The 25,524-nt window shown below is 66.1% G+C and carries 20 protein-coding genes; 9 read left to right on the top strand and 11 right to left on the bottom strand.

Going from position 1 to position 25,524, the window contains the following annotated elements; translation table 11 throughout:
• Genes GXY01S_RS00225 through GXY01S_RS00215 form a run of 3 tightly spaced genes read right to left on the bottom strand, consistent with a single transcriptional unit; the run spans position 1 to position 4,801 of the window.
• Positions 1–2,748: a DUF4159 domain-containing protein gene (locus GXY01S_RS00225; protein WP_061271333.1), complete on the bottom strand. Its 2,748-nt coding sequence runs from the start codon at positions 2,746–2,748 to the stop codon at positions 1–3.
• On the bottom strand, positions 2,745–3,746 hold the full coding sequence (locus GXY01S_RS00220; protein WP_061271331.1) for a DUF58 domain-containing protein: 1,002 nt from the start codon (positions 3,744–3,746) through the stop codon (positions 2,745–2,747). Before GXY01S_RS00220 ends, GXY01S_RS00225 begins: the two co-directional genes overlap by 4 nt.
• A 2-nt stretch (positions 3,747–3,748) precedes the next feature.
• On the bottom strand, positions 3,749–4,801 hold the full coding sequence (locus tag GXY01S_RS00215; RefSeq protein WP_082770652.1) for an AAA family ATPase: 1,053 nt from the start codon (positions 4,799–4,801) through the stop codon (positions 3,749–3,751).
• Positions 4,802–4,895: 94 nt separating this feature from the next.
• Here GXY01S_RS00215 and GXY01S_RS00210 point away from each other — a divergent pair, with 94 nt between their 5' ends.
• The 6 genes from GXY01S_RS00210 (at position 4,896) to GXY01S_RS00185 (ending at position 11,858) form a co-directional block, all read left to right on the top strand.
• A complete protein-coding gene (locus GXY01S_RS00210; protein WP_061271329.1) occupies positions 4,896–5,465 on the top strand; it encodes a DUF1285 domain-containing protein in 570 nt (189 codons plus the stop codon).
• Positions 5,466–5,494: 29 nt separating this feature from the next.
• The gene (locus tag GXY01S_RS00205) at positions 5,495–6,682 is read left to right on the top strand and encodes a CCA tRNA nucleotidyltransferase (protein WP_110570324.1); all 1,188 of its coding nucleotides are present in this window, start codon (positions 5,495–5,497) and stop codon (positions 6,680–6,682) included.
• 74 nt (positions 6,683–6,756) lie between these two features.
• Positions 6,757–8,526, top strand: coding sequence for an ABC transporter ATP-binding protein (locus GXY01S_RS00200; RefSeq protein ID WP_061271325.1), 1,770 nt, complete (start codon positions 6,757–6,759; stop codon positions 8,524–8,526).
• Between the two features lie 142 nt (positions 8,527–8,668).
• Positions 8,669–9,757, top strand: a complete 1,089-nt coding sequence (locus GXY01S_RS00195) for an HlyD family secretion protein (protein WP_061271323.1) — start codon at positions 8,669–8,671, stop codon at positions 9,755–9,757.
• Positions 9,754–11,328 carry a DHA2 family efflux MFS transporter permease subunit gene (locus tag GXY01S_RS00190; protein WP_061271321.1) on the top strand — a complete coding sequence of 525 codons (1,575 nt, stop codon included), beginning with the start codon at positions 9,754–9,756 and terminating at the stop codon, positions 11,326–11,328. Before GXY01S_RS00195 ends, GXY01S_RS00190 begins: the two co-directional genes overlap by 4 nt.
• A 110-nt stretch (positions 11,329–11,438) precedes the next feature.
• A complete protein-coding gene (locus tag GXY01S_RS00185; protein WP_061271319.1) occupies positions 11,439–11,858 on the top strand; it encodes an NUDIX hydrolase in 420 nt (139 codons plus the stop codon).
• On the opposite strand, the gene GXY01S_RS00180 is transcribed toward GXY01S_RS00185, so the two are convergent.
• The 4 genes from GXY01S_RS00180 to gpmI form a co-directional block, all read right to left on the bottom strand.
• Positions 11,840–12,343 carry an RNA pyrophosphohydrolase gene (locus tag GXY01S_RS00180; protein WP_061271317.1) on the bottom strand — a complete coding sequence of 168 codons (504 nt, stop codon included), beginning with the start codon at positions 12,341–12,343 and terminating at the stop codon, positions 11,840–11,842. The genes GXY01S_RS00185 and GXY01S_RS00180 overlap by 19 nt on opposite strands.
• Positions 12,344–12,363: 20 nt before the next feature.
• Positions 12,364–13,935 (bottom strand): S41 family peptidase, encoded by a 1,572-nt coding sequence (locus GXY01S_RS00175; RefSeq protein WP_061271315.1) that lies wholly within the window; start codon positions 13,933–13,935, stop codon positions 12,364–12,366.
• 147 nt (positions 13,936–14,082) lie between these two features.
• A complete protein-coding gene (locus GXY01S_RS00170; protein WP_456305874.1) occupies positions 14,083–15,408 on the bottom strand; it encodes a murein hydrolase activator EnvC family protein in 1,326 nt (441 codons plus the stop codon).
• A gap of 38 nt (positions 15,409–15,446) precedes the next feature.
• The gene (gpmI, locus tag GXY01S_RS00165; protein WP_061271312.1) at positions 15,447–17,003 is read right to left on the bottom strand and encodes a 2,3-bisphosphoglycerate-independent phosphoglycerate mutase; all 1,557 of its coding nucleotides are present in this window, start codon (positions 17,001–17,003) and stop codon (positions 15,447–15,449) included.
• 92 nt (positions 17,004–17,095) lie between these two features.
• On the opposite strand from gpmI, the gene msrB reads away from it, so the two are divergent.
• Both msrB and upp read left to right on the top strand, forming a co-directional pair.
• Positions 17,096–17,494: a peptide-methionine (R)-S-oxide reductase MsrB gene (gene msrB / locus GXY01S_RS00160; RefSeq protein WP_061271310.1), complete on the top strand. Its 399-nt coding sequence runs from the start codon at positions 17,096–17,098 to the stop codon at positions 17,492–17,494.
• Positions 17,495–17,585: 91 nt separating this feature from the next.
• The gene (upp, locus tag GXY01S_RS00155) at positions 17,586–18,245 is read left to right on the top strand and encodes a uracil phosphoribosyltransferase (RefSeq protein WP_061271308.1); all 660 of its coding nucleotides are present in this window, start codon (positions 17,586–17,588) and stop codon (positions 18,243–18,245) included.
• Positions 18,246–18,423: 178 nt separating this feature from the next.
• Here the strand turns inward: upp and GXY01S_RS00150 are convergent, their stop codons facing one another.
• The 4 genes from GXY01S_RS00150 to carA all read right to left on the bottom strand — a co-directional run bounded on the left by GXY01S_RS00150 (position 18,424) and on the right by carA (position 24,905).
• On the bottom strand, positions 18,424–19,620 hold the full coding sequence (locus GXY01S_RS00150) for a threonine ammonia-lyase (RefSeq protein WP_061271305.1): 1,197 nt from the start codon (positions 19,618–19,620) through the stop codon (positions 18,424–18,426).
• Between the two features lie 11 nt (positions 19,621–19,631).
• Complete coding sequence (gene greA / locus GXY01S_RS00145) at positions 19,632–20,105, bottom strand: transcription elongation factor GreA (RefSeq protein WP_061271302.1); 474 nt, start codon at positions 20,103–20,105, stop codon at positions 19,632–19,634.
• Positions 20,106–20,239: 134 nt separating this feature from the next.
• Positions 20,240–23,494, bottom strand: a complete 3,255-nt coding sequence (carB, locus tag GXY01S_RS00140; protein ID WP_061271300.1) for a carbamoyl-phosphate synthase large subunit — start codon at positions 23,492–23,494, stop codon at positions 20,240–20,242.
• A gap of 13 nt (positions 23,495–23,507) precedes the next feature.
• On the bottom strand, positions 23,508–24,905 hold the full coding sequence (gene carA / locus GXY01S_RS00135; protein WP_061271298.1) for a glutamine-hydrolyzing carbamoyl-phosphate synthase small subunit: 1,398 nt from the start codon (positions 24,903–24,905) through the stop codon (positions 23,508–23,510).
• A gap of 152 nt (positions 24,906–25,057) precedes the next feature.
• Here carA and GXY01S_RS00130 point away from each other — a divergent pair, with 152 nt between their 5' ends.
• A complete protein-coding gene (locus GXY01S_RS00130) occupies positions 25,058–25,516 on the top strand; it encodes a GatB/YqeY domain-containing protein (protein ID WP_061271296.1) in 459 nt (152 codons plus the stop codon).
• Positions 25,517–25,524: the final 8 nt, after the last annotated feature.

The raw sequence follows: 25,524 nt of genomic DNA, 5'->3' as shown, positions 1-25,524 counted from the left end.
TTACTCCCCAAGCCGTTTGAGCAGCGCAGGCACATGCACCTGGTCCGCCTTGTAGTTGCCGGTCAGGGCATAGATCACGGCATTCACGCCAAAACGGTAGGCCGTGACGCGCTGTTCCGCCCCGTCGGGCACGGGGGCGTAGGGCGTGTTGCCCGTTGCATCAACCGCCCAGGCATGCGCCCAGTCATTGCTGCCGATGATGACCGGGCTCACCCCGTCATTGGTGCTGTCGCCCTCCTGCGCCACCCATACGGGCATGCCATCGTACCGCCCGGGAAAATCATGCAACAGGTAGAAGGTGTGCGAGAGCACATGGTGGCTGTCGAGCCGGGTGAGCGGGGGAATGTCCAGCCCTGCCGTCATGCGCTTCAGCGCTGCGGCCGTGCCGGGCGCCGTGCCGGTGTAGCTGCTGGCATTTTCGGGTGCCGTGGCCGGGTCCTGGCCCTGCGTGTCGATCAGCAGGATGCCGCCATGGCGCATATAGGTGTTGAGTGCTGCCGTGCGGGCCGGGCTGGAGGGGGCATCGGGTGTGACCGGCCAGTAGATGAGCGGGTAATAGGACAGGTCATCACGCTCCGGCGTCACGCCATCGGGGTGGCCCAGCATGGCGGAGGTGCGGGCATTGACGTAGTCTGACAGGCCCTGAAGCCCCTCTTTCGATACATCATCGATCTCGGGGTGATCGGTTACGATATAGGCCAGCCGGGTTTCAAGGGCTGCACGCGGCACGTCGGGCGGTATGTCAGCCGCCTGCGCGTGGGCGCCCGCCATGCCCATGCCGCAGCACAGTGCCAGCGCCGCAAGCCCGTGCCCACGCCATTGCCGCCCGCGTTGCACGATGCTGACCAGCCCGTCGGCCAGGAGCAGCACGGTGGCCAGCACGAGCAGCATCGGCCCGATGGACAGGTCGGCCACCTGCCCGCGCAGGTCGGACACGGTGCCGATGGCGGGCTGGGCCGCAAGGGCTGCCGGGTCATCGCCTACATTGAGCGCGCGGCGGCTGTTGCGCGGGCCATACAGGCCCGGCGGGTGTTCCGGGCTGGGGGCGGTGTGGCCAAACGCATCGGCCCGCAGCGCCTGCGCGCCCGCGGGCGGCGAGACCAGCGTGCCATCGCCATCAAGCGCCATGTAGGGGGCCAGCAGGGTGGTGCCGGCGGGCGTTTCAATGCCCGAGGCCTGGTCGATCAGGTGCTGGAGCATGCCCACGAACAGCCCCGAAAGCGGCAGGTTCGACCATTCCGCCGTGCTGGTTACATGGAACAGCACCACCTGCCCTGCGCCGAGTGCGGCGTGGGTGACAAGCGGCGTGCCATCATCGAGCCGTGCCCAGCTATGGCTGTCCAGATCGGTGGAAGGCTGGGCCAGTACCTGCCGCGAGACCGTGACATCGGCGGGGATGTCGAGATCATGGAATGGGGATGTGGCGGGAAAGGGGGCCAGATGTTCCGGCTTGCTCCATGACATGGCGCCCCCCAGTTCGCGCGCGCCCGCCATGAGCGGCACGGGCAGGAGTGGGTCGGCCTGCGGCTGGGGCGTATCGCCACCGCCATCCGTAGTATCTGCTCCCTGAATGAGCAGCGGGCCGGCAAAGCGGATCAGCGTGCCGCCTGCGCGCACCCATGCCGCGACTTTCTTGCGGCTTTCGGGGCTGCCCAATGTACCATCGGGCGCGATGATGACCGAAAGCGGGCGGGCGAGCAGCGTATCAAGGTTGCCCTCGCGCAGTTCGGCGGCGGGTTGCAGCGCGCGGCGCAGGTAGAACAGGCTGCCCATCAGCGGCGTGTCGGAACTGCCGGTTGCGATCAGCCCCACCGGGCGCTGGCGCTCGCGCTCGTCAAGCAGGCGGATGCCCGCAGGCCCGGTCATGCCCTCAAGGGCGAGGTGATCGACCTTATTGCGCAGTTCGGCGGGCATGTCGGGGGCGAGATCGGCATGGTCGGCGCCCGCGGGCAGGTTGACCGGCAGCAGGCCGAGCGTGCCGCCGGTTGCGGTTTCAAGGCGGAGCTGGCCGGTGCGCGGATGGTCGCGCGGCACCGTGCGCAGCTGCGTGGCCAGGCTGCCCTGCCCGCTGGCGGGCGGGGCGAGCAGCATGATGTCGGATTGCGGCACCTGCATGTCATGCACGGAGCCAATGGCGGCAAGCGCTGCGGCAAACCCCGTGTCGCCCTGCGTGGCCAGTCCGTCGGCAATGTAGATGACCGGCCCGCGCCAGCCCTGGCCCGCAAGGGTTGTGAGCGCATGGGTGGCTGCAAGGCGGTCGGTGGGCCAGGCGCGCGGTAGCATCGGGTCGATCTGGCTGCGCAGCAGGTCGGCCTGCAGGGCGGGCTGGACCGTGATCGGGTCGAGTGCGTCGTTGCGGGCGGTGAGCAGCAGGCGCGCGGTGTGGCCCGTGCGGGCAAGATGGTCGAGCAGGCCATCGAGTGCGTGGACGCGCTGCGACCATGTGTTCGCCGCAGCCCAGCCGTTATCGAGCACGATCAGGCAGTCGGCATCGGGCAGGCCGCCCTGCCCGCGTGGAAAGACCGGCTGCGCCAGCCCCAGAACCAGCCCCAGCATGGCCAGGCAGCGCAGCAGGACGCGCCACAGCGGGGCGGAGGTCGCATCAGGGGGTGGGGCGGCAAGCGTTGCAAGCAGCCGCATGGGCGGGAAGGACTGCGTGCGCGGCGCGGGCGGGCGGGCATGCAGCAGCCACCACACGGCGGGCAGGGCCAGCAGGCCGAGCAGCATCCACGGGGCGAGCAGAATCATGGCCGCCCTCCCGCCCCGAGCAGGGTGTGCAATGCCATCAGGGCGTCAAGCGGCGGCTGGTCGGTCATATGCACAACGGGCGGGCTGCCCGCCGCCATGCACAGCGTGCGAAGCCGCGCCTGGTGGCGTTGCCAGATCACGGCATAATCCTGTTGCAGCGTGGGGCTGCCATAAAGCAGGCTGCCTGCGTCCTCCTCCACGGCGGTGAAACGGGTTGGGCCGGTATAGGGCAGGGTGGTCTCCGCCGGGTCTATTGTTTCCACCAGCGTGGCGGTGGCCTGGCATGTGGCAAGCTGGTGCAGGAAGGTTTCAAGCTGTCCGGGTGGGTACAGCCCGTCGCCAAACAGCAGCACGCGGCTGCGGGCGGGGATGGCGGTGGTCAGCGGCAGGTCCGGCGCATCGGGCGCATGGCGCAGGGCGGCAAGCAGGGCATGGGCCATCTGCTCAAGCGCGCGATGGCCGTGCAGGCGCAGCGGCGGGGTTGTGGGGTTGGTGGCCAGCAGGCGGATCTGCTCGCCCTGCCCAAGCAGCATGGCCGCACTGGCCAGCGCCAGCACGAAGGCCCGCTCGGCCTTGGGCGGCAGGCCAGGGGCGGAATGCCAGCGCATGGAGGCGCTATTATCGCACCAGATGCAGATGGTGTAGGGAGTCTGGGCTTCGCGCTCGCGTACGAAAGCCCGGTCGCCCCGCGCCGATTGCCGCCAGTCAATGGCGCTGGCCGCCTCGCCCTGCGTTGCGGGGCGGTATTGCCAGAACTCGTCTCCCTGGCCTGCCCTGCGGCGCGCATGGCGGCCCTGGCCTGTGGCGCGGGCAAGGCGCTCGGCGGCAACGAGCAGGGCGGGCAGCCTGCTGGCCAGGTCATCGGCCAGCGCGGTGGCGGTAATGGCGTTGCGCGGTGCGAACCCGGCCCCCGCAGGCTCCGGCGCCGGGCGTGACGCGCCGGGCGCGCGGGCGGCATTGGGGATCAGCCGCGACAGGAAGGAGGGAAGGACGGCCAATGTCAGCCGATCCGTCCGGCCAGCGTATCGATCAGCGCGGACAGGCGCAGGTTTTCCGCCCGCGCGGTAAAGGACAGCGCCATGCGGTGGGCCAGGATGGGCTGGGCCAGCGCCACCACGTCCTCGATGGTGGGCGAAAGCCTGCCATCAAGCAGGGCGCGGGCACGGGTGGCCAGCATCAGCGCCTGTGCCGCGCGGGGCCCAGGCCCCCAGGCCACGGCCTCGCGGATGGTGGGGTCATCGCTGGTCTCGGGGCGAGCCGCGCGCACGAGGCGCACGATCGCATCGACCACCTGCTCGCCCACCGGCAGGGCGCGCACCAGCGCCTGCGCCTCGATCACGTCAGCCGCCGTGAGCACGGGGCTGGCGGTGGCGGTGGTGGTGCCGGTGGTGGCCAGCAGCATGGCGCGCTCGGCCTCGGCTGTGGGGAAGTCGAGCGTGACCTGCATCAGGAAGCGGTCAAGCTGTGCCTCGGGCAGGGGGTAGGTGCCTTCCTGCTCGATGGGGTTCTGGGTTGCCAGCACGTGGAAGGGGCGGGGCAGCGGGTGGTTGGTGCCCGCAATGGCCACCTCGCGCTCCTGCATGGCCTGCAGAAGGGCTGACTGCGTGCGCGGGCTTGCGCGGTTGATCTCGTCCGCCAGGAGCAACTGGCAGAAGACCGGCCCCGCCACGAAGCGGAAGCTGCGGCGGCCGGCCTCGTCCTCATCAAGGATTTCGCTGCCCAGAATATCGGCTGGCATGAGGTCGGGCGTGAACTGCACGCGGCGTGCGTCCATGCCCATCACGTGACCCAGCGTTGTGACCAGCAGCGTCTTGCCCAGGCCCGGCGCGCCGACCAGAAGCGCGTGCCCGCCCGCCACGATGGTGGTCAGTACCAGGTCGATCACCCGGTCCTGCCCGAGTATGACGCGGCCGATTTCCGCCCGCGCGGCCCGCAGGCGCGCGCCCATGCTCTCGGCCCGGGCCGCGATCTGCTCGCCGGTCAGGGTGGGGGGGGATGTCATGCCCGCCTGCGGCGCCGCATGGAGGGGTGAGGTATCATCCATGGTCATCATTCCAACAGTCTGACAGGTCCGGGGGTTTCATCAAGGCAGTGTTGATCCCTATATCAAGTCCAGCAGCTTCCATAGTGTCGGGTTAACGCAATTGATGGACGATTTCGAGACAGGACAGAACCCGCCCGCCCGCGCGCCGGGGCAGGGCGGAACATGCGGCGCGCTGCCGTTCGTGATCAGGCGCGACGGAACGTGGCTGTACCGTGGCTCCCCCATCCGCCGCAAGCCGATGGTCTGCCTGTTCGCCTCCACCCTGCGGCGCGACGCCCTGGGTGGCTTCAGGCTCCAGACCCCGGTGGAGCAGGGCACGATCGAGGTGGAGGACGCCCCCTTCGTGGCCAATCACCTTGAATGGCATGGCTGCGGGCGGGGGCAGGTGCTCTCGTTTCGCACCAATGTCGATCAGGTGATCTGCGCAGGGCCTGACCACCCGATTCGATGTGACTGGAACGTGCCGTGCGAAGGCTGCGGCACCGGCCCGGTGCCCTACCTGCATGTGCGCGACGGTGATGGCGCGCTACCCATCGAGGCCCGCATCGCCCGCCCGGTCTATTACGAACTCGCCGCCCTTGCGGTGGAGGGGCACTGCCAGGGCGTGCCCTGCCTTGGCGTGTGGAGCCAGAATGTGTTCTTCCCGCTTTCCGCCATGGAGGCGGCATCGTGACCAGCCCACTTGCCACGCTGGCCCACGGCATGCCCGGCGTGCTGGAACAGCTTGGCCGGATCTGGACCATCCTCCCCGATGCAAGGCTGGTGGGGGGCGCCGTGCGCGACCTGCTGCGCGGGCAGGCGGTCGCTGATATCGACCTGGCCTGCGCCGAGGCCCCCGATGCGGTGATGGCGAAGCTGAAGGCCGCGGGCATGAAGGTGGTGCCCACGGGCCTTGCGCATGGCACGGTGACCGCCGTCATCGACCGGCGTCCCTTCGAGATCACGACCCTGCGGCGCGATGAGGAAACCGATGGCCGCCACGCCACCGTGGCCTGGACGCAGGACTGGCGCGAGGATGCGGCACGGCGCGACTTCACCATCAACGCCATGTCATGCGACAGCGCGGGCGTGGTGCATGATTATTTTGGCGGCCAGGCTGACCTGGCGGCGGGAAGGGTGCGTTTTGTGGGCGATGCCCGCCTGCGCATTACCGAGGATGCGCTGCGGATCCTGAGGTTTTTCCGCTTTCAGGCCCGGTATGGCAGCGGCAGGCCTGACCCGCAGGCGATCGACGCCATAACGGCTCTCGCCGCCCTGATCGACCGTCTCTCGGTCGAGCGGATCTGGTCGGAGCTGCGGCGCATCCTGACCGGCCCCGAGGTTACGCGCACGCTGTGGCAGATGCATGATTGCGGCGTGCTGGCCCATGTCCTGCCCGAAGGCAGCAGCATCCCCCGCCTCGAGCGCCTGCTGGCCTGTGGTGCGCCGGATGCGCCGGTGCTGCGTCTGGCAGCCCTGGTGGCGGGCGACGAACGCGCGGTGGCGCGGCGGCTCAAACTGTCACGCGCGGAGGGTGGCGCGCTGGCCCGCACGCGCGGTGAGCCGGTGCCCTGCCCCGGCCTTGATGGTCCCGACATCCTGCGCCTGCTGGCTGACCATGACCCGCGCGACCTGATCTGGCGCGCATGGCTGCGGCAGGCTGATGCGCTGGGGCGCCCCGATGCGGGGTGGGAGGGCCTGCGCGACCAGCTTGTGCGCACGCCGCCGCCGGTTTTCCCGCTCAATGGCGGCGATGTCATGAATGCCGGCTGCCCGCCCGGTGCCATGGTGGGGCAGGTGCTGGGGCAGGTGCGGCAGTGGTGGCTGGAAAAGGGCTGCGCGCCGGACCATGCCGCCTGCATCACGCGCCTGCGCGCCGTGCTGGCTGAAGGCGTTGCGCGCGCCACATAATTTGTAACCGCATGTCGCGGCGCTTTGTTTTGCGCTGGCTTGCGGCTATAGGCCGATTGATGAACGCAATAAAAATGACCGCGCCGGATCGTGCGGCGGCGCCTGATGCACTGGTGTCGTCACGTCGCCTCATGCGGCGGCTGTGGCGCGATGAACTGGCCCGCCACAAGCTGCGTATCATGGCGGTCATGGTGCTGACGGCGCTCATGGCCATATTCAGCGCGCTCTACCCGCTGGTGATCCAGCGCGCGCTCGACATGTTTGCCGATCATGACCCGCGCATCCTGTACCAGGTACCCATTCTGGTGGTGGTGATTACGGTGGCCAAGGCCATCTCGCAGTACGGGCAGTCGATTGCGGTGCAGTCGCTGGTGCTGCTGGTGATCCGTGGCCTGCAGGGGCGCATGTTCCACCATCTGGTCAATGCCGATATCTCGCGCATCGAAACCGAGGCCCCCGCCCAGATCGCGGCCCGCTTCACCACCGATGCCGTCTCGATTCGCGAGGCCATGATCCGCGCCACCAATGCGCTGGGCGATGCCGTGACCGTGGTGGGGTTGATCGCCTCCATGCTGTACATGGACTGGGAACTCAGCCTGATCGCTGCCGTGCTCTACCCCATCGCCGCCCTGCCGGTGCGCCGCCTGGGCAAGCGGCTGCGGCGGGAATCCGGCGGCGTGCATGAACAGATTGGCGAGACCAGCGCCATGCTGGCCGAAAGTTTTGGCCAGTCGCGCACCATCCGCGTCTATCGCCTTGAAGCCGAGGAGGAAAGCCGCGCCGCCCGCGTGCTCGACATCCTGCATGACCGCCTGCTGCGCATTGCGCACGGGCGCGCGCGGGTGGACCCGATGCTTGAGGTGCTCGGTGGCATCGCGGTGGCTGCCGTGCTGGGCTTTGCGGGCTGGCGGGCCACGCAGGGCGGCGCCACGCTGGGCGATTTTTCCGGCTTTGTGGCCGCCCTGCTGCTGGCCGCCCGCCCGCTGCGCGCGCTCGGCACGCTCAACATCGCCCTGCAGGAAGGGCTTGGTGGCCTGCAGCGCGTATTTGACGTGATTGACGAGCCCGTGGCCGTGGCCCAGGCGCCCGATGCCATCAGCCTGCCCGCAGGTGGTGGCAACCTGTGCTTCGAGCAGGTGGCCTTTCGATACCCCGACGGGCGCATGGGGCTGACCGGACTGGATTTTGTGGCCGAGCCGGGCCTGACCGTGGCCCTTGTCGGCCCATCGGGGGCCGGCAAGTCCACGGCGCTTTCCCTTATTCCGCGCCTGCATGATGTCACCGGCGGGCGCATCACGCTTGATGGCGTGGACCTGCGCCGCCTTATCCTGTCCGACCTGCGCGATGCCATTGCCTATGTCAGCCAGGATACGCTCCTGTTCGACCTGCCGGTCATCGACAACATCCGCATGGGCAACCCCAGGGCCAGCGATGAACAGGTGCACGAAGCCGCTCGCGCCGCCGCCGCCGATACGTTTATCTCGGCGCTGCCACAGGGCTATGCCACGGTGGTTGGCCCCGGCGGGCAGCGCCTTTCTGGCGGGCAGCGGCAGCGCGTGGCGCTGGCCCGCGCCCTGCTGCGTAACCCGCGCGTGCTTTTGCTTGATGAGGCGACAAGCGCGCTTGATAGCGAGAGCGAGGCCATCGTGCAGCAGGCCCTGACGCATCTGCGCCACGGGCGCACGACCATTGTGGTGGCGCATCGGCTTTCCACCGTGCGCTCGGCGGATCTGGTGGTGGTGATTGCGCAGGGGCAGGCGGTGGAATGCGGCACGCATGATGCCCTGATGGAACATGATGGCCTGTACGCCCGCATGGTGCGCAATCAGGCCTTCACGCTCTGACCTGGCCGGGCGAATGTGCACTTGAGCCGGGGTTGGCGGTTGAAGTGTGGCAAGCTTCGTGCAATGGATTGACCGACCCGTTCGGTCAATGCGCGAGATGACAGGATCAGGGGCTGCAATCAAGTGATGATGAGGAAAGCAGATGGCCGCGGACGAAGGCAACGCACCTGAAGACGGACAGGATAAAAAGAAAAAGGAAGTATCGCCGCGCCGCAAGCTGATCCTGATCGGTATTGTCGTGGCGGTCGTGGTGCTGGGCGTACTTTACTGGTTCCTGCACCGCAACGAGGTGGAAACCGATGATGCCTTCACCGCCGGCCGTGCCGTGGCGGTGGCCCCCCATGTGTCCGGCTACGTGACCGAACTGCTGGTGAATGACAACCAGTTCGTCCATCAGGGTGATGTCATTGCCCGTATCGATGACCGCAACTGGCGCGCACAGCGTGACCAGGCGGCGGCTGCCGTCGATATCGCGCGCGCGCAGGTGCAGAATTATACCCTGCTGTCCGAAGTGGCCAAAAAGAACTTCCCCGGTCACCTCATGGTCGCCCAAGGGCAGTTGCAGCAGGCGCAGGCGCAGGAGTTCAGGGCCGAGACCGATTACCGCCGCCAGCATGGCGTAACGCGCGAGGCGACATCGCAGCAGAACATCGATTACGCCACTGCGGCGCTGAACGCGGCCAAGGCGCAGGTGCTTGAAGCGCAGGGCAACCTTGAAACCGCGCTGCCTGTCATCCCCAACATTGCCAGCACCGAGGCCCGCGTGAGCGAGCAGCAGGCTACCCTGAACCAGGCCGAGGCGAAGCTGCGTGAGGCGGAACTGAACGTGGAATGGACCACCATCCGCGCGCCCCATGATGGCTGGATCTCGCAGCGCAACATCGAGCGTGGCACGTATGTCACCGCAGGCCAGACGGTTGTGTCCGTGGTCGAGCCCGAAATCTGGGTCGTGGCCAACTACAAGGAAACGCAGCTCACCCACATGCGCCCCGGCCAGAAGGTGGATATCGCCATTGATGCCTACCCGTTCCTCAAGCTCAGGGGCCATATTGACTCGCTGCAGCTTGGCACGGGCGCAACCTTCAGCGCCTTCCCGCCGGAGAACGCCACGGGCAACTACGTGAAGATCGTGCAGCGCGTGCCGGTCAAGATCCTGATCGACGAGGGGCTGCGCGCCGATCTGCCGCTTTCCATCGGGCTGTCGGTTGAACCTACGGTCCATACGGAATGAGCGCGCAGGCAGCGCCTGCGGCCCCGGCGGATGGCGCGGGCTGGAAACCGAAGCACAACCCATGGCTGATCGCCGTGGTTGTGACGGTGGCCGCCTTCATGGAAATTCTCGACACCACCATCGTCAACGTGGCGCTGCCGCATATCGCGGGCAGCCTGTCCTCAACCTATGATGATGCGACCTGGACGCTCACCTCCTATCTGGTGGCCAACGGCATCGTGCTCACCATATCGGGCTGGCTGGGCAAGCTGTTCGGGCGCAAGCGTTACTTCCTCATCTGCATTGCCATGTTCTCGCTCTCGTCGTTCCTGTGCGGCATCGCGACGAGCCTGCCCGAACTGATCATCTTCCGCCTGATGCAGGGCTTTTTTGGTGGTGGGCTCCAGCCCAACCAGCAATCCATCATTCTTGACACCTTCCCGCCCGCCAAACGCGCCGCGGCCTTTGGCCTGACGGCGATCGCCACCGTGGTGGCCCCCGTGCTCGGCCCGTCGCTTGGCGGGTGGATTACGGATAACTACTCGTGGCGGTGGGTGTTCTTCATCAACGTGCCGGTGGGCATCCTGGCCACCATCGCCGTCTCGATCATGATCGACGACCCGCCATGGGCGCGCAAGCAGAACGCACCGCTTGACTTCGTGGGCATCGGGCTGATCACCATCGGCTTTGGCTGCCTTGAAGTGGCGGTTGACCGTGGTGAGGACGAGGACTGGTTCGGCTCGCGCATTATCGTCACCATGGCCATCCTCGCCTTCCTTGGCATAGGCGGCGCCATCATCTGGCTGTTGCGGGCCAAGAACCCGGCGGTGGACCTGCGGGTGTTCAAGGACCGCAACTTTGCCGTGGGCACCGGGCTGATGGGGGCGGTGGGGACGCTGCTCTATTCCTCGGCCATTATCGTGCCGCAGTTCTCGCAGCAGATCATGGGCTATACCGCAACACTATCGGGGCTGATCCTCTCGCCCGGCGGCATTGTGGTGATCATGCTGATCCCGCTGGTGGGCATTGCGATGAAGTATGTGCAGTTGCGCTATATCATCGCGCTGGGCTTCTTCCTCATGGGCGTATCCATGATCTGGTCGGCGCAACTGGTGCCTGACCTTGATTTCCGCCATCTGGTGCTGTTCCGCATGAGCCAGACGGGCACGATGGCCTTCCTGTTCGTGCCGATCTCGACCATTACCTACGCCACCTTGCCCCGCAGCCTGAACGCCGATGGCTCGGCGCTGTTCAGCATGGCGCGTAACGTGCTGGGATCACTCAGCATTTCAGGCGCTACGGCCATGGTGACGGAACTGCGCCAGGCGCACCAGAACCAGATGGTGCACTGGATGACGCCCTACCATCAGCCCTTCAACGAATACCTGGCCCAGAGCCGGGGTGTTGCGGTGATGCGTGGCTACGCGCAGGGCGCGCTCAATAACGTGGCGATGGGGCGGCTGTACAAGGAGTTCCAGCGTCAGGTTGCGATCCTGGCCTATAACGAGGTCTTCATGATCCTCGGTATCGGGTGCATGCTGGTCGTGCCATTCTGCTTCCTCATGTCGCCGCTCAAGGGTGGGGACAAGTAATATATAAAAGTTTTTTGGCGAAGCTTTTTTCAAAAAGCTTCGAAGGACGCTGCCTCTTTGAAAAGAGGCAGCACCCAAAAACTTTTGTCAGTTTGTGCGTGAGAGGGATCATGACAGGCATAATCCGGGTTGTCTGTGCGGCAGTAATTGAACACGAGCGCCTGCTGGTCGTGCGCAAGCGTGGCACCACGGCCTTCATGCTGCCCGGCGGCAAGCCGGAGGCGGGTGAAAGCCCGGAGCAGGCGCTACGGCGTGAAATTGATGAGGAACTGGGCTGCGCCCTCACGGTGGGGGCGGAACTGGCAGGTGATTTTTCAGCGCCTGCCGCCAATGAGCCGGGCTATACCGTGCAGGCCCGCATCTGGACCGGGCGGCTTGAAGGCACGCCCGCTATTGCTGCTGAAATTGCGGAACTGCGCTGGATTACAGCCGCTGATGCAGCCAGATTGTGCCTCGCGCCGCTGCTCAGTGGCAAAACGTGGACTGCCCTGGCCCACGCGGGCCTCATGCCTCAGCTCGCGGTGGCGTAAGGCGCGAAATAGGCGGCAAGCTTCGTGTAAATATCTTTTTTTATGCCGACATTGAGGTGGGGCAACTGCGCGAGTTCCACCCACTTCCATAAATCGAATTCGGCGGGCTGGTGGGTATCCAGCCGTATGTCCCCGTCCTGCCCGGTAAAGCGCAGGGCGAACCATTGCTGCGTCTGCCCCCGGTAGCGGCCGCCAAGCGCCTTGCCAATCAGGTGGGCGGGCAGGTCGTAGCTGAGCCATTCGGGGTAGGCGGCGAGGATCTCGGCCCTGTCGGTGCCGATTTCCTCATGCAGTTCGCGCAATACGGCAACCTGCGGGGTTTCGCCTTCATCAATGCCGCCCTGCGGACACTGCCACACGCCTTCATCCGGTGGGCCGCCCGCGCCCGGCATGTCGGTGCGGCGGGCGACAAGCACCTGCCCGCGCGGGTTGAACACGAGCGCGCCCACATTGGGGCGATAGGGCAGGGTGGTCTTGCTGGTCAAAGGCTGGTCTTCCGGCACGATCAGGGGTGAGCCGGTGCGGCGGGAACCGCGGGCGTTGCCGGGGCCGGGGGGGCCTGCTTTTCCGCCGGTGCGGGCGCAGGGGTAGGGGTTGCGGGCGGCGTTGCATCCGGCGTGGTGGTGGGGGCCGCAGGCGACGGGGCAGCAGCGGTGGCAGGCGCCTTGCCAGCCGGGGGCGCGGGCGGCTCGGGCGGTACCGGCAGCCCGGCCATGGAGCGCACGACGCGCAGCCCTTCCTGAAGCTGGAAGTCGGTCGTGGGCTTGGTCGGGTCGAATTCGGGCCAGTTGGCAGGCGGCTGGGCCGGGATGGCCCTGGCTATGGCGGGCAGGTCGGTGCGCGTGGGCGGCTGGGCCGTATTGCCGCCCCGGTTCTTGATGATATGCGCGAGATCGGCCTCGTGAATGCTGTAGCCGCTATCATCATGCGCCTCGCGCACGGGAATGTCGGGCACGATGCCCAGGCCCTGGATGGAACGGCCCGATGGCGTGTAGTAGCGTGCCGTGGTCAGGCGGATCGCGCCCTCGCCGGGAATGGGCAGGATGGTCTGCACCGAGCCCTTGCCAAAGGTCTTCTCGCCCAGCAGCACGGCGCGCTGGTGGTCCTGTAGCGCACCGGCCACGATTTCACTGGCCGAGGCCGAGCCGCCATTGATCAGCACGACAATGGGCAGGCCGCCGGTAATGTCGGTATTATGCGCATCCCAGCGCTGGCTGTCCTGCGGGTGGCGGGCGCGGGTGGAGACGATCTCGCCACTGCGGACGAAGTCAGAGCCCACATCGATCGCCTGTGTCAGCAGCCCGCCGGGGTCGGAGCGCAGGTCGATGATCAGGCCCGCCATCCTGTTATGGGTCTGGGCCTGCAGTTTCTTGTAGGCCGCCATCAGGCCGGACTGCGTTTCCTCGTTGAACTGCGCGATTCGGATATAACCGACATTGTCATACAGCGCGGACTTGATGACCTGCAGCGGAATGATGGCGCGCGTGAGGGTGACGATGATGGGCTTGGGCGTCTTTTCGCGGATCAGGGTCAGGGTGATGCGCGTATCGGGCTTGCCGCGCATGCGGGTCACGACCTGATCGAGCGGCTGGCCATCAATGTTCTTGCCATCGATCGCCACGATGAAGTCACCGGGCTTGATGCCTGCGCGGGCCGCGGGCGTGTCATCAATGGGGGAGACCACGCGCACATGCCCGTCCTCGCCCTGCACTTCAAGGCCGAGGCCGCCAAATGAGCCCTTGGTCTGGACCTGCAGGTCAGAGAACTGCTTCTCGGTCATGTAGGAGGAGTGCGGGTCGAGCCCGCTCAGCATGCCGTTGAGCGCGTTGGTGATGAGGTCGCGCGTCGAGACCGGCTCGACGTAATTGGCCTTCACTTTCTCCAGCACGTAACCGAACAGGAACATGAGCTGTTCGATTTCCTGGGGGGAATTGTCATCCTTCGAGACCGCATCCGCCGCATGGGCCATGGGGGCGAAGCCGCCCCACCTGCTGGCTGAATAGTGGGCAACCTGCGGGGCCACCACGATCCCTGCAAGAAAGGCGCAACCGATCAGCAGGCCATTACGGAATTTCATGCGTCGTTGTCTCCTGGGTGCCCGCCGCCATGCTCCGGCAGGCCTGCACGTAATCTTCGCGTTGCGTTGTAACGTGGTCTTGCCCATCCGTCACGGGTCGGTAGCATATACCGAACCCGCGTAGGGATAAAACCGCCTTGCGCGCCATTACAGGTATGGCGCGGGGTTGACCGTGCTCCCCCCGTGGCGCAGTTGCACGAACAGGGTCGGCCTTGAGCCGCCGCCGCTCCATTGCGGCATCTGGCCTACCGCCGCCCCGCGGCTGACCTGCTGGCCCGCGGCGACCGCGATCTCGCCAAGTCCCGCGAGCACGAAGCGGTAATGCTTGCCACAGTCAAGGATCATCATCTGACCATAGGTACGGAACGGCCCGGCAAAATCAATGCGCCCCGTGCATGGCGCGCGTACGCTTGCGCGTGAAGGTGGCGCGTAGGTGATGCCGGTGGCAGGCCCGCTTTCGGTCGTGTGGCCCCAGGCGGTCAGTACCGTGCCCGCCACGGGCGCGCCCGCGCTGGCATTGGTGGTGCTGATGCCGGGGCCTGCGCCATCGGCCATTTCATGCGCCTGGCGCCGGGCCGCGGTGGCGGCCTGCATGTTATGCGCGCGCTCGGCGGCGCGGGCGGCCTGCTCGAGGTTTTTTTCGGCCTGTTCCTCGGTTTCCTCGATGCGGGCGATGGCATCCTGCACGCTCGAGGCGCGGCGGGCGGCGTCTTCCACCGCCTGGGTGGCGGTGAGGGCTGCGGCATTCGAGCGCTGCTGCGCCTCAAGGGCGGCGTGGGCCGCGCGGTTGACCGCATCGCGCTGGCTTTCGCGCTGGGTTACGACCTGACGCATCTGCTGCTGCTGGCGGCCGAGTTCATCATCAAGGGCGAGCAGGCGGGCGCGCCGGTCATGTATGGCGCGGGCCTGCCGGGCGATGTCGGTCATCATGCCATGCACCACCAGCAGGCCGGTTACGGCGCGGTCGGCAGGCAGCGGCACGGCCAGCAATGTATCGGCGGGGTAGAGCGACAGGCGCTCGGCGAGTGGCAGCAGGGGAGCAAGGCGGGCGACCTGGGCCGCAAGCTGCTGGCGCAGTGCTGCCTGCTCGGCATGCAGGTTGGTCATGCGGGTATCGATATCGGCGGCCTGCTGCTCGGTCTGTTGCAGCCGGGCCGTGGCGTCCACCGTGGCGGCGGACAGGGTGGCCGCTTTTTCAGCATCCGCACGGGCCTGCTCGCGGGCCGCCTGCTGCTCCTTGCGGCGGGCCTCGAGGTCGTGGGCCTGCTGCTGCTCGCGTGCCAGCAGGTTTTCATGCGCGCTGCGCGCGGCCTCAAGCTGTTCGCGGATGCGCTGCTCGCTGGCCGTGGGGGCATGGGGTGTTGCGTGCGTGGCATGGCCCGCGCGGGCGTGGGGTGTGCCACCCCCCGCATGGGTGGCGGCAGCCCCGGCAGGTGCGTGTGTTGCGCATAAAAGCAGGAACCCGCTGGCCAGGCGGCCAGGCCAGCGGGCTGTGGCATGCAGGCGTGGTGTCAGGATGGCGTGGACCCGTCCAGCAATGAGTGCCCGGTCATGGCGGCGGGCTGGGGCAGGTGCATGAGTTGCAGCAGCGTGGGCGCCAGATCGGCCAGGCGGCCATCATGCAGTCCCATGCCCTGCGGCCCACCGGCCAGCACCACGGGCACCACGTTGAGTGTATGCGCGGTGTGGGGGCCGTTGGTTTCGGGGTCGAACATGGTTTCCGCATTACCGTGATCGGCGGTGACCAGCAATGCGCCGCCTGCGTGTTCGATGGCTTTGGCAATGCGGCCCAGCCCGGTATCGACCGCCTCGACCGCCTTGATGGCGGCGGCGAGCACGCCGGTATGGCCCACCATGTCGGCATTGGCGAAGTTGAGCACGATCAGGTCATATTTGCCGCTGCCGATCGCCTCGACAGCGCGGTCGGTCAGTTCGGGGGCCGACATTTCGGGCTGGAGGTCATAGGTCGCGACCTTGGGGGAGGGCACCATGATCCGGTCCTCGCCCGCAAGCTGCGCCTCGCGCCCGCCATTGAGGAAGTAGGTCACATGCGGGTATTTTTCGGTCTCGGCCATGCGCAGCTGCTTCAGCCCTGCCGCACTCACCACATCGCCCAGCAGGTCATGCAGCGCCTCGGGCGGGAAGAGCACGGTCATCAGCTCGGCCAGCCGGTCGCTGTAGCGGGTCATGCCGGTTACGGCAGCAAGGTTGACCAGCTTCATGCGCGCAAAGCCCTCGAAGCCGGGTTCAAGCAGCGCATCGAGCAACTGGCGGATGCGGTCGGCGCGGAAGTTGAAGCTCAGCACCCCATCGCCATCGCGCATGCCGCCATATTCGCCAATGACGGTGGGAATGATGAACTCATCGGTGGTGCCCGCCTCATACGCCTTGTCGAGCACATCGAGCGCATCGCCCGCATGCGGGCCTTCACCGGCCACGATGGCGTTGTAGGTCTTTTCCACCCGGTCCCATCGGCGGTCGCGGTCCATGGCGTAATAGCGGCCCGACACCGTGCCGATGCGCGTGCCCTCGGGCAGGGCCGAGAGCAGTTTGCACACATAGCCGTGCCCGGATTGCGGGGCGGTGTCGCGGCCATCGGTAAAGATGTGCATGGTTACCGGCACGCCTGCCGCGCGCACGATGCGGGCAAGGGCTACCGCATGGTCCTGGTGGGCATGCACGCCGCCGGGCGAGACAAGGCCCATGAGGTGGCAGGTGCCGCCGGTTTTTTTCAGCGCGGCGATGAAATCACGCATCACGTCGCTGTTCGCCACCGTGCCATCGGCCAGGCCCGTGGTGATGCGCGGCAGTTCCTGCATGACCACGCGGCCCGCGCCGATATTGAGGTGACCCACCTCGGAATTGCCCATCTGCCCGCGCGGCAGGCCTACATCCTCGCCACACGTCTTGAGGAAGGCGCGGGGGCCGGTTGCCCATAACTGATCAAAAGCGGGGGTACGGGCGGCCCTGACCGCGTTGTTGGCTTCATCCTCGCGCCAGCCGAATCCATCAAGCACCACCAGCATGACGGGGCGGGGCGGGGTGTTCATCGATTCATGGTCGTTCATGGGGTTATTTTCTCCCTGTTTTATTTTGTGTGGCATGATGCCCTAAAAGCGTTCAGCGTCAAATGTCTCTGTAGCCAAGGAAGGAAGCAGCCATGTCTGATCCCGCAAGCAAGGGGGCCGCATGCGGCTGCCTGAGCCCCGAGCAGTTGCGCATATTGCGCGAACACGGCACCGAGCGCCCCGGCTCCAGCCCGCTGAATAACGAAAAGCGTGCCGGGGAATATCGTTGCGCGGGCTGTGGCGCGCCACTGTTCTATTCCGGCACGAAATATGAAAGCGGCAGCGGCTGGCCGTCGTTTTTCGATGCCATTCCCGGCGCGGTGGGCACCACCACCGATACCAGCCACGGCATGACCCGCACGGAGGTGCACTGCGCGCACTGCCAGGGGCATCTGGGCCATGTCTTTCCCGATGGGCCGCCACCCACCGGCCTGCGCTATTGCATGAACGGGCTGGCCCTGACATTCGTGCCGCGTGATGGTGCTGGCTGAAGCGGGCACCGGGAGAACGTTTTTGGTGAAGCTTTTTTCAAGAAGCTTTGAAGAAGGCCGCACCCGAAAACTTTCATGACCCTTAGAAGGAATGAAGATGACCGAGCCTGCCACCCCGCATGATGCGGGTGTTGTTGTTGTCGATCACCCGCTGGTGCAGCACAAACTGACGCTGATGCGCGAACGCCAGACCGCGACCAGCGCGTTTCGCCAGCTTGCGCGTGAACTCAGCATGCTGCTTGGCTATGAGGCGATGCGCGACCTGCCGCTCGAGCCGGTGGAAATCGACACCCCGCTGGAGCGCATGGAAGCCCGGCGGCTGGCGGGCAAGAAGCTGTGCCTCGTTTCCATCCTGCGCGCGGGCAATGGCATTCTTGACGGGCTGCTCGACCTTGTGCCCTCGGCGCGTATTGGCCATGTGGGGCTGTATCGCGACCCCGAAACGCTGGAGCCGGTCGAGTATTACCTCAAGCTGCCCGATGATGTCGGCAACCGTATCTGCCTTGTGGTTGATCCCATGCTGGCCACCGGCCACAGCGCCGTGGCGGCCATTGACCGGCTGAAGCAGGCCGGGTGCAACAGGATGGTGTTCGTGTGTCTGCTCGCCTCGCCCGAAGGGGTGGCCTGCCTGCGCCGCGCACACCCCGATGTGCGGATCGTGACCTGCGCCATTGATCGCGGGCTTGATGAGCACGGCTATATCCGCCCCGGTCTTGGCGATGCGGGCGACCGGCTGTTCGGCACGAAATAAAACACCACGGGGCGGCTATATGCTGCCCCGCAGGTCTGTGATTTTAAGAAACCGTTTTAAAACAACCCATTGATAAAAGTTTTTGGGTGCCGCCTTTTTTCAAAAAGGCGACGTTCTTCGAAGCTTTTTGAAAAAAGCTTCACCAAAAACTTTTATCCTCTGTTTTTGGGCGCCCGCGTCAGGCCCGCCGCACGATATAGGCCTTGGCCAGCTCGGCCTCGAGTGCGCGGGCATGCTCGGGGTCGCGGGCCTCGATCATGATCTCAAGTTCGGCGGCCTGCACGCTGGGCGTGGTGAACAGGCGCTGGTGCGAGACCTCGATGATGTTGCCACCTTCATCGCCAATCTTGCGCGAAATATCGGCCAGCACGCCGGGGCGGTCGGGTATTTCCATTTTCAGGCACAAAAGCCGCCCGTCGCGCAGCAGCGAGCGCAGCAGGGTATTGGCCAGGATGCGGCTGTCGATATTGCCACCCGTAATGGGCAGCGCCACGCGCTTGCCCCGGAACAGTTCGGGGTAGGTCAGCACGGCGGCAAGGGCCGTGGCCCCTGCGCCCTCGCTCACCTGCTTGGCCCCTTCGGCCAGCATGGTGATGGCGGTCTCGATCGCACTTTCGGGCACGACCAGCACGCTTGATACGAGTTCACGAATGACCTCGAGCGGCTGGCGACCGATCTGCAGCACCGCAATGCCCTCGGCAATGGTGGCGCCACCCGGCGGCATCACCTCATCACCGGGGAAGCCCGCGAGCGAGGAGAAGTTCTCCACCTGCACGCCAATAATGTCCATGCCCGGCTGGAGTGCGCGCCCGGCCACGGCACAGCCCGAGAGCAGGCCGCCACCGCCAATGGGGCAGACGAAGGTGTCAAGCGGGCCAGCATCCTCGAACAGTTCGAGTGCGAACGTGCCCTGTCCGGCCATGACCTCGGGGTCGTCATAAGGGTGGACGAATACCCGCCCCTCGCGCTGGCACAGCATGTTGGCATGCGCCGTGGCCTCGGCGAAGTTATCGCCTTCAAGCACCACGGTTGCCCCCCACGCCGCCGTGCGCGTGACCTTGGCGGCGGGCGTGAAGCGCGGCATGACAATGACCGCGTCAATACCGAGCAGGGAAGCATGGCGGGCCACGCCCTGGGCATGGTTGCCCGCTGATACGGTAATCACGCCGCGCTCGCGCTCGCGTGGGGTGAGCAGGGCGAGCTTGTTGGCTGCCCCGCGCTCCTTGAACGAGCCCACCGCCTGCAGGTTATCGAGCTTGAGCACGATATCCGCGCCGGTCGCGCGCGAGAGGGTCTGGCACGGTATGGTGGGCGTGTGGAGTACGCGCCCCTTTATCCGCTTTGCGGCGGCGGTGATGTCTTCAAGCGTGATCACGGGTTTATGGCCTAGCCGTAGGTAACTTCCAGGATTTCGTAGGTCCGGTCGCCGCCGGGGGCGGGCACGGACACGCTGTCGCCCACGCTCTTGCCAATCAGCGACTTGGCCAGCGGGGAAGAGATGGACAAAAGCCCCTGCTTGATGTCGGCCTCGTACACGCCCACGATCTGGTAGGTGGCTTCCCTGTCGGTTTCCTCATCCACCAGCTTCACGCGCGCGCCGAATTTGACCTGGTCGCCCGAGAGCGAGGCCGGGTCGATCACCTCGACGGAGGAGACGATTTCCTCAAGTTCCTGAATGCGGCCCTCGGTAAAGGACTGGCGCTCGCGGGCTGCATGGTATTCCGCGTTTTCCGAAAGGTCGCCGTGGCTCCGCGCTTCGGCAATGGCGCGTATGATCGCGGGGCGTTCTTCACTCTTGAGCTTGCGCAGTTCGTCTTCAAGCCGTTCGAGCCCGGGGGCTGTCATCGGAAATTTCTGCAAGGTTTGTCCCCGAGGTGAAGGTCAGTTTCCGCAACTGACGGTTGGTTGCTGTGTCCGGGCGTATTGCCTGTAATACGACGCGGGCAGCCTGCCAGCCCAGGGACCAGCAGACCGCCCGCGTCGTGGCGATGCGCTCAGAATGATCCCTTAAAATAGGATTGAAGCGGCGCGACTTCAAGAACCCCCTCGCGCATGGCCGAAATGGCATGCGTCGCGGCCCGCGCGCCCGCAATGGTGGTGTAGTGCGGAATGCCGTGGGTCAGCGCCGAGCGGCGGATGTCAAAGCTGTCGCTCACCGCCTGGGCGCCCTGGGCGGTGTTGATGACCATCTGGATCTCGCCCGAGCGGATGGCATCGACACAGTTTGGGCGGCCTTCGAGCACCTTGTTGATCACGTCCACCGCAACACCGGCTTCACGCAGGTATTTGGCGGTGCCGCGGGTTGCCACGACCCTGAAGCCCATCTCGACAAGCAGGCGGCCAATCGACTTGACCGCGGCCTTGTCGCTGTCACGCACCGACAGGAACACCGTGCCCGAAAGCGGCAGCTTCACCCCCGCCGCAAGCTGCGACTTGGCGAATGCGCGCTCAAACGAGGCATCAAGCCCCATGACCTCACCCGTCGAGCGCATTTCGGGGCCGAGGATCGTATCCACGTCGGGGAAGCGGTTGAAGGGGAATACCGCCTCCTTCACCGCCACATGCGGGGCCACGGCACGGTCATCAAGCCGGAACTCGGCCAGCTTGGCACCGGCCATGACGCGCGCGCCGATCTTGGCCACCGGCACGCCGGTCGCCTTGGCCACGAAGGGCACGGTGCGCGAGGCGCGGGGATTGACCTCGAGCACGAAGATCTCCTGCCCCTTGATCGCGTACTGCACGTTCATCAGGCCCACGATGCCCAGTTCACGCGCCATGGCCTCGGTCTGGGCCTTGAGCTCGGTCACGATGGCGGGCGAGAGCGTGTAGGGCGGCAGCGAGCAGGCGCTGTCACCCGAATGGATGCCCGCCTCCTCGATGTGTTCCATCACGCCGGCCACATAGACTTCCCCGCCATCGGCAATGCAGTCCACGTCGGCTTCGATCGCATCGTTCAGGTAATGGTCGATCAGCACCGGGCCGTTGGCCACTTCCGCGCCCGCAAGCTGGAGTGCCACGCGCATGTAGCGCTGCAGGCTGGCGCGGTCATGCACGATCTCCATCGCCCGCCCGCCCAGCACGTAGGAGGGGCGAACCACGACCGGGTAGCCGATCTTCTCGGCCACGGCCTCGGCTTCCGCCGGGCTGCGGGCAATGCCGTTGGCAGGCTGGCGCAGGCCAAGCTTGTGCAGCATGGTCTGGAAGCGCTCGCGATCCTCGGCCCGGTCAATCGCATCGGCCGGCGTGCCGAGCAGCGGAATGCCCGCAGCCTCAAGCGCGTGCGACAGCTTGAGCGGGGTCTGCCCGCCATACTGCACGATGCAGCCCAGAACCGTGCCGTTCTCCTGCTCGCGGCGGATCAGGGCGATCACGTCCTCGGCGGTCAGCGGCTCGAAATACAGGCGGTCCGACGTGTCATAGTCGGTCGAGACGGTCTCGGGGTTGCAGTTGACCATGATGGTCTCGAAACCGGCCTCGCGCAGGGCGTAGGCTGCATGGACGCAGCAATAGTCGAACTCGATGCCCTGGCCGATGCGGTTCGGCCCGCCACCAAGGATGACGATCTTCCTGCGGTCCGTCGGCCTGCTTTCGCATTCCGGCACGCCATACCCGCCTTCATAGGTGGAATACATGTAGGGCGTGGGGGAGGCGAACTCACCCGCACAGGTGTCGATGCGCTTGTACACCGGGGTAACACCCCGGCCTTCGCGCAGCCTCGCCACTTCCTCGGCCTGCGTGCCCGACAGGCGGGCAAGCTGGATGTCGGAGAAGCCCATGGCCTTCAGCGCCCGCAGGCTGTCGGCATCCTCGGGCAGGCCGTCACGCACCACCGCATGCTCGGCGGCCACGATCTTGGCCAGTTCACGCAGGAACCACGGCTCGAAGCGGCAGGCATCGTGGATGTCTTCCACGCTCAGCCCCGCGCGCAGGGCCTGTGCCGCCATGAGAATGCGCTCGGGGCGCGGCTGCGACAGGGCGGCGCGGAAGGCATCCGGCCCGCCATCGCCCGGCGCCTCGACCGGGTCCAGACCCGCCAGCCCGATTTCCATCGAGCGCAGGCCCTTCTGCATCGCCTCGGGGAAGGAGCGGCCAATGGCCATCGCCTCGCCAACCGATTTCATGCTCGTTGACAGCAGGGCCGGCGTGCCCGGGAACTTTTCGAACGTGAAGCGCGGGATCTTGACCACCACGTAGTCGATCGTGGGTTCAAACGAGGCAGGCGTGCTGCCGGTAATGTCGTTGGTCAGTTCATCGAGCGTGTAGCCCACCGCCAGCTTGGCCGCGATCTTGGCAATGGGGAAGCCCGTGGCCTTGGATGCCAGCGCGGAGGAGCGCGACACGCGCGGGTTCATCTCGATCACCACGACCCGGCCATCAACGGGGTTGATGCCGAACTGCACGTTCGAGCCGCCGGTCTCCACCCCGATCTTGCGCAGGCAGGCCAGCGACATGTCGCGCAGGCGCTGGTATTCCTTGTCCGTCAGGGTCAGGGCGGGGGCGACGGTGATGGAATCACCGGTATGCACGCCCATCGGGTCGATGTTCTCGATGGAGCAGATGATGATGCAGTTGTCAGCCGTGTCGCGCACGACCTCCATCTCATACTCCTTCCAGCCCAGCACGGATTCCTCGATCAGGACTTCCGTGGTGGGGGAGGCGTCAAGCCCGGAGGTGACGATGCGGTCGAATTCTTCCCTGTTATAGGCAATGCCGCCGCCCGAGCCGCCCATGGTGAAGGACGGGCGGATGACCGAAGGCAGGCCCACGGTGGCAAGGGCCGCGCGGGCCTCATCCAGCGTATGGGCGATCAGGCTGCGCGGGCTCTCGATGCCGATCTCGTCCATCGCCACGCGGAATTTCTGGCGGTCCTCGGCGCGGTCGATCACCTCGGCATTGGCGCCGATCAGTTCGACATTGTGCTTCTTGAGGAAGCCGGACTTGTCGAGCGCCATGGCCGTGTTGAGCGCCGTCTGCCCGCCCATGGTGGGCAGGACCGCGTCGGGCTTTTCACGCTCGATGATGCGCTCGACGAATTCCGGGGTGATCGGCTCGATATAGGTCGCATCCGCCAGCCCCGGATCGGTCATGATCGTGGCGGGGTTGGAGTTGACCAGAATGACGCGGTAGCCCTCTTCCTTCAGGGCCTTGCACGCCTGCGCGCCGGAATAGTCGAATTCGCACGCCTGGCCGATCACGATCGGGCCGGCGCCAATAATCAGGATGGAGCTGATGTCTGTCCGTTTGGGCATGTCGGGTCGGCTTTCACGCGGTCTTGGTTGTGGTGTCGATCAGGTCGACAAAACGGCGGAACAGGTAGTGGCTGTCTGACGGGCCGGGGCTGGCCTCGGGGTGGTACTGCACCGAGAACGCCGGGTAGCGGCTGGTGGCGATGCCCTCGTTCGAGCCATCAAACAGGCTGGTATGGGTGGCGCGCACGTCAGCGGGCAGCGACTTGTCATCCACCGCGAAGCCGTGGTTCTGGCTGGTGATCTCCACCTTGCCGGTTTCAAGGTCTTTCACCGGCTGGTTCGCACCCCGGTGGCCACGCGTCAGCTTGTAGGTTTTCGCACCCAGCGCAAGGGCCAGGAGCTGGTGGCCAAGGCAGATGCCAAAGAGCGGCTTGCCCGCCTCGAGCACGCCTTTGATGGCAGGCACGGCATAGCTGGCGGTCGCCGCCGGGTCGCCCGGCCCGTTGGACAGGAACACGCCTGCGGGGTCGAGGGCGAGGATTTCCTCCGCCGTGGCGGTGGCGGGCACCACGGTCACGTCGCAGCCAGCCGAGGCCAGGCAGCGCAGGATGTTGCGCTTGGCGCCATAATCAACGGCCACCACCTTGCGGCGCTTGGCGGGCAGGGGGGCGGTGCCATGCGGCCACTGCCACACGCCCTCGCTCCACGCGTAAGGCCTGGCGCAGGTCACTTCACGCGCCAGATCCATGCCCTCCAGCCCCGGCCACGCACGGGCTTGCGCCTGCAGGGCCGCGATGTCGAACTGGCCATCGGCGGGGTAGGCCACGATGGCCGTCTGTGGGCCACCTTCGCGGATGCGGCGCGTGATGGCGCGGGTGTCGATGCCACAGATGCCCGGCACGTTCTGCGCCTTGAGCCATGCATCGAGCGATTCGGTCGCGCGCCAGTTGGCGGGCGCGGTCAGGTCTTCCTTCACCACCAGCGCGCGGGCGTTGATGGCGGTGGCTTCATCATCCTCCGGCGTGGTGCCGGTATTGCCGATATGGGGGAAGGTGAAGGTGATGATCTGGCCTGCAAAGGAGGGGTCGGTCAGCGTTTCCTGGTAGCCGGTCATGCCGGTGGAAAAGCAGATCTCGCCCAGCGCGCGCTCTGTGCTGTACGCGCCGAATCCGCGCCCCCACAGGATGGTGCCATCGGCCAGGATCAGGGCGGCTGTCGCAGCTTTGGGCCTGTCGGCCGGTGCGATCGGGTTTGACGTGCTCATCGGGGGCTCCGGTCGGTCGGATTCTGTAGCGGGTTGCAGGTCGGACAGTGACAGGCCGGTGGCGCGCAGCACGGTGGTCCAGTGCTTGGGCGGAATGGCGCGGGCCTGCCGCCATTTGCGAATGGCCTCGGTGCTGACGCCAGCCAGCTTCGCGGCCTGTTCGGCCCCGCCAAGGCGTTCGATAATGTTTTCTATCGTCATCGGCATTGGATGATGTCCCTTCCGGGAGTATTGCCTAACAGCGTCTCTGGTAATTGGGAAGAAAATTCCCACATACCCTTATACCGAGACATTGGGAAAATTATTCCCGGCATGCAAGGGGGCATCGTGCCCTCCCGCCGGGCAGAGGAGTTGACAGCATGTCCCTGCGCGCACGTTTCATGGATGACCTGAAAACCGCCATGAAGGCTGGTCAGAGCGAAAAGGTCGGCGCCATCCGCATGATTACGGCAAAGCTGAAGGATGTCGATATCGCAGGCCGCGCCAAGGGCGAGGACCAGGTGAGCGATGAGGCAGTGATTTCCATGCTGCGTGGCATGATCAAGTCCCGCACGGAATCGGCGGCGATGTACCTCAAGGGCGGCCGCCCCGAACTGGCCGAAAAGGAAGAGGCCGAGATCGCGATCATCCGCGACTACCTGCCCCCCGATCTGGATGACGCCACTATCGAGGCGGCCGTGCGCGAAGCGATCGAGCGCACCGATGCCACCTCCATGAAGGACATGGGCAAGGTCATGGCAGCACTCAAGGAGCAGTTTGGCGCAGCACTGAACCCGGCCAGCGCATCGGCGGTCGTGCGCGCGCGGCTTTCGGCCTGATCACGCCG

The organism is Komagataeibacter xylinus NBRC 15237 (assembly GCF_001571345.1).
Classification (GTDB): Bacteria; Pseudomonadota; Alphaproteobacteria; order Acetobacterales; family Acetobacteraceae; genus Komagataeibacter; species Komagataeibacter xylinus.
Note: the sequence above shows the minus strand (reverse complement) of the source record. Positions and strands in the feature narration are given on the sequence as shown.

Bases quoted from the DNA above. Each gene is read 5' to 3' on its own strand.
- GXY01S_RS00190 (WP_061271321.1), top strand. From the start codon at position 9,754: ATGAGCGCGCAGGCAGCGCCTGCGGCCCCGGCGGATGGCGCGGGCTGG.
- GXY01S_RS00200 (WP_061271325.1), top strand. From the start codon at position 6,757: ATGACCGCGCCGGATCGTGCGGCGGCGCCTGATGCACTGGTGTCGTCA.
- GXY01S_RS00175 (WP_061271315.1), bottom strand. From the start codon at position 13,935: ATGAAATTCCGTAATGGCCTGCTGATCGGTTGCGCCTTTCTTGCAGGG.
- GXY01S_RS00210 (WP_061271329.1), top strand. From the start codon at position 4,896: ATGGACGATTTCGAGACAGGACAGAACCCGCCCGCCCGCGCGCCGGGG.
- carA (WP_061271298.1), bottom strand. From the start codon at position 24,905: ATGCCGATGACGATAGAAAACATTATCGAACGCCTTGGCGGGGCCGAA.
- carB (WP_061271300.1), bottom strand. From the start codon at position 23,494: ATGCCCAAACGGACAGACATCAGCTCCATCCTGATTATTGGCGCCGGC.
- GXY01S_RS00185 (WP_061271319.1), top strand. From the start codon at position 11,439: ATGACAGGCATAATCCGGGTTGTCTGTGCGGCAGTAATTGAACACGAG.
- gpmI (WP_061271312.1), bottom strand. From the start codon at position 17,003: ATGAACGACCATGAATCGATGAACACCCCGCCCCGCCCCGTCATGCTG.
- GXY01S_RS00195 (WP_061271323.1), top strand. From the start codon at position 8,669: ATGGCCGCGGACGAAGGCAACGCACCTGAAGACGGACAGGATAAAAAG.
- GXY01S_RS00130 (WP_061271296.1), top strand. From the start codon at position 25,058: ATGTCCCTGCGCGCACGTTTCATGGATGACCTGAAAACCGCCATGAAG.
- msrB (WP_061271310.1), top strand. From the start codon at position 17,096: ATGTCTGATCCCGCAAGCAAGGGGGCCGCATGCGGCTGCCTGAGCCCC.
- GXY01S_RS00215 (WP_082770652.1), bottom strand. From the start codon at position 4,801: ATGATGACCATGGATGATACCTCACCCCTCCATGCGGCGCCGCAGGCG.
- upp (WP_061271308.1), top strand. From the start codon at position 17,586: ATGAAGATGACCGAGCCTGCCACCCCGCATGATGCGGGTGTTGTTGTT.
- GXY01S_RS00205 (WP_110570324.1), top strand. From the start codon at position 5,495: ATGCCCGGCGTGCTGGAACAGCTTGGCCGGATCTGGACCATCCTCCCC.
- GXY01S_RS00225 (WP_061271333.1), bottom strand. From the start codon at position 2,748: ATGATTCTGCTCGCCCCGTGGATGCTGCTCGGCCTGCTGGCCCTGCCC.